Source organism: Leptospiraceae bacterium, from assembly GCA_015075105.1.
GTDB lineage: Bacteria > Spirochaetota > Leptospiria > Leptospirales > Leptospiraceae > JABWCC01.
The window spans coordinates 1-3,575 of sequence record JABTUZ010000003.1 but is presented as its reverse complement, the minus strand read 5'-3'; the positions used below and the strand labels follow the sequence as shown (position 1 = coordinate 3,575).

At 35.4% G+C, this 3,575-nt stretch carries 4 protein-coding genes; 2 read left to right on the top strand and 2 right to left on the bottom strand.

Translation table 11 applies throughout. The features are described 5' to 3' along the window. Nucleotides 1–94 precede the first annotated feature (94 nt). Entirely contained in the window at nt 95–1,567 is a 1,473-nt protein-coding gene (locus tag HS129_16690; protein ID MBE7413674.1) for an N-6 DNA methylase, read from the top strand. Between the two features lie 3 nt (nt 1,568–1,570). On the opposite strand, the gene HS129_16685 is transcribed toward HS129_16690, so the two are convergent. Together HS129_16685 and HS129_16680 are read right to left on the bottom strand one after the other, a co-directional pair. Further along, complete coding sequence (locus HS129_16685) at nt 1,571–2,212, bottom strand: hypothetical protein (protein MBE7413673.1); 642 nt, start codon at nt 2,210–2,212, stop codon at nt 1,571–1,573. Then, a complete protein-coding gene (locus HS129_16680; GenBank protein MBE7413672.1) occupies nt 2,187–2,417 on the bottom strand; it encodes a helix-turn-helix transcriptional regulator in 231 nt (76 codons plus the stop codon). Before HS129_16680 ends, HS129_16685 begins: the two co-directional genes overlap by 26 nt. Nucleotides 2,418–2,504: 87 nt before the next feature. On the opposite strand from HS129_16680, the gene HS129_16675 reads away from it, so the two are divergent. Beyond that, nucleotides 2,505–3,458 (top strand): sigma-70 family RNA polymerase sigma factor, encoded by a 954-nt coding sequence (locus HS129_16675; protein MBE7413671.1) that lies wholly within the window; start codon nt 2,505–2,507, stop codon nt 3,456–3,458. Nucleotides 3,459–3,575: the final 117 nt, after the last annotated feature.

The following is a 3,575-nucleotide window of genomic DNA, read 5'->3' as shown; positions in this document are numbered from 1 at the left end:
AGACCCTTCCTTGCAAAATTAGCGTTTTCTCTAATGGTTGATGACTATATTCTGCTATAATCTTTAGAAATTATGAAAATTGTGAGGCTTTGGAATGGGTAGACACAAGAAAGAAGTATTAACTTTGGATGGGGTGGACAGAAGGGAAAATGGATATTACTCAACTCCCAAATTTGTTTCCGATTTTTTATCTAAAAAAATGTTGGAAATTAATTCGGGTGGCAGTTTAGTTTTAGACCCTTGCGTTGGTAAAGAAGAAATGCTGGATGTTTTCTACGAACAAGGTAAAGAAATAGAAAGCATTGATATTGTAGATTACGGGGTGCATAGCAAATCAAATTTTGCTCAACAAGATTTCTTTGCGTTGTATGGAAATAAAGTTAATGAGACTGTTTTCGGTCTAATGAATCATCTTCCACATGATTTTTATATTGCCAATCCTCCCTACAATTGCCATGAAACCGAATACATTCAAAAAAACAAATCTCAATTACTAGGCTTGTTTCCTGATGTGGGCGTTGCAAACATGTATGCAATGTTCATTTCTTCAATTATCAATCTTGCAAAAGAAGGTGCTGTTATTGGGTTGATAACACTTGATTCGTTTTTGACAGCAAAAATGCACGAAGGATTAAGAAGGCAAATTCTTAGAGAGTGTTCTATTCATTACCTGCTATTATGTCCAACTGATTTATTTCTTAGCCAGAAAGCCGATATTAGAACTTGTTTATTGATATTGCAAAAAGGCAAACAATATCAAGGAACTATTCATACTTTAAACAGAACCTTGAATACACAAGAGTTTATCGGGCGATTAGACGAAGGTTGTTTTGAAAAAAATAGTATTTCTGAAATTGTTCTGAGCGATAGCCGAGACAATTTAGAATTCACAATTGGAAGCCCTAAAGAGATAACAACCCTTTTCCAACTGCCTAGACTGGGTGAAAAATACCAATGTATAACTGGAATTTCAACTGGAAATGATGGGGAATATATTTCCCGTACTAAAGATGATAAATATACAATCCCCTTTTATAAAAACCCTGCGTCAAGACGTTTTTTTACAGAGCCAGATGGCTATCTCCCGTCTGATTTTCTTGAAATAGAAAAAAAAGTCAAAACATTTATGGTTAGAAATAAAAAACTATTATTCAAAGAAGGCATAACATGCTCTTCTATGGGAGTTCAATTTACCGCTTGCTACTTACCTCCAAATTCTACTTATGGCGTAAATCCAAACATAATATGTGACAAAGAGGATATATGGTGGCTGATGTCCTATCTAAACAGCAGTTTAGTAATGTACATGGTCAGGGGAGTATTAATTCGTTCCAATATGATTACATCTGGTTATTTATCAAGAATCCCCGTCATAGAATTTTCTTTAGGCGAGAAAACCGAATTGGCAAGAATAAGTCAACATGTTTACACTAATAAAATCAATGGAAACATAGTTGGAAAATATCTTTCTGAAATTGATGATATTGTCTTTGGAGCAGGGAAAATTACGGACGAAACAAAAAAAATCGTATTGGATTTTTGCAAAAACCCAATACGATACTCGTAATTTTTATCCTTGTTTTTTTCTTCGCTTGCCCTGTGCCACTTCCACAGCAGACGATAATTCAGCAAAAAATTCCTTGTTAGTTCTTTTGATTGCATCATTTACATCTTTATACTTGGAAGATTGTAAGTTTCCATTATTGCTTGGATTTACATATATATCAGGCAACCACATTATCGGCATCACATGGCAATCGGTTAAACTGATTGTCATTTCATCGTCAAAACGAATTACAAAAGTCGAAATAAATAATTGCCTATCAATATCTTGCTGAAAAAATTCCTGCAATCCATTAGCCTTAGAAATATCATCTTTATTTGTTCTTCCGCCAAGAACCGCAGATTTGATATTGGTGTATATAAAATCCTTATCGCCTTGAAATTTTAATTTCGTATCATATACACTGACCTCAGAATCAGACGGCTCAATAGATTCAATTCCCAATTCTTCATGGAATTTTTCTAAATTCTGATTAATTGCTTCTTCTACAATTCTCCAAACTGTTCTGCCTTTAGCCGCTTTTCTCCATCCAAAAGGAAATTGTTTACTACTTCCAATTTGGATTTTTTCAATTTTGCTTCTTAAGATATTGAGACAGTTTTCTAGTTTTGCGCGATATTCTTCAGTCTGTTGAATTGTTGTGGTCATTGAGCAAATCCTTTATTGTGGTATTAAGGGCATTGGCGATTCGCTCAAGATTCAAAATACTTATGTTTCTTTCGCCCCGTTCAACACTACCAACATAAGTTCGGTGCAAACCACATATTTCCGCCAATCGTTCTTGGGATAAACCCTTGTTGATACGGCAAGTACGTATGTTTTGACCGATTTTCTTGAGTACGCTATGTTTCATGTTGGTGTATTATCTGGACGTGATGTATATAAGTCTACACTATATAGTCATCATACCTACCCTTTCGACTGATATAATCAAACAACAATGAGAACAAAATTTGTTTCAAAATACGATTTATCAATTTTCGACAATTCGGCATCACCCGATATTGTCGCTCTATTTCTTATGGATGTAAGAGAAGTTCCATTATTAACTGCCGCAGAAGAAGTTCAATTGGCTACGCAAGTTGAAGAAGCAAAGACCGCAAAAAAGAAATTATTATCTTCGTCAAAAAAACTAACCTATTCCCAAAAAGAAGAACTTATACAGAAAATTGAATACGGGAGAGACGCTTTTAATTTATTAATTACAGCCAACTCTAGGTTAGTAATCAATGTAGCCAAAAAATATACTTGGACTGGTTTAACGCTCCTAGATTTAGTTCAGGAAGGGCATATAGGCTTAATTAAGGCTATCGAAAAATACGACCCCAAATTAGGGTATAGGTTTAGTACCTATGCAAAATGGTGGATTTGGCAAACTATAAGTAGGGGGGTTGCATCGGGCGGTAGAGCAGTAAGATTACCTGCACACTTGATGGATGATATTCTTAGATTGCAAAAAGCAAAAAGTGACTTAACGAATAAACTTGGAAGATTTCCAACCCAAGACGAGATTTCTAAAGCAATGAGAATTTCCCTCAAACGTCTTGAAGGAATTCAAAAAGTTTCACAAAAAATACAGTCATTAGATGAGCCATTAAAGAATTTTGAAGGTACTGAATTTGGGGAACTTCTTTCTGACGAAAAAGATTCAATAGAAGAAGAAATTTCTTCCAGTCAACTGAAAGAAATTATTGCGGAAGGCATATCAATCTTGAATCCAAGAGAGTCATTGGTCATTCGTTTGTTATATGGGTTTGAAAATGGAGAAACATCAACACTTGCTTATGTTGGTGAAAAACTTGGTGTATCAAGAGAGCGAGTAAGACAAATTCAAACGCAGGCAATGGATAAACTTCGCAAATGGGCAACGAACAAAGAACTAGGACACTTCTAAAATCAAGAGCGGGTCTAACAAAGCGTGCACCTGACGTGTGGGATTCTGCGGCATTTTCAAGCATTTTTCTGGCTTCAAGTTTTTCCTGCTCCCAAACAGAATCCACGCCCGCCCACA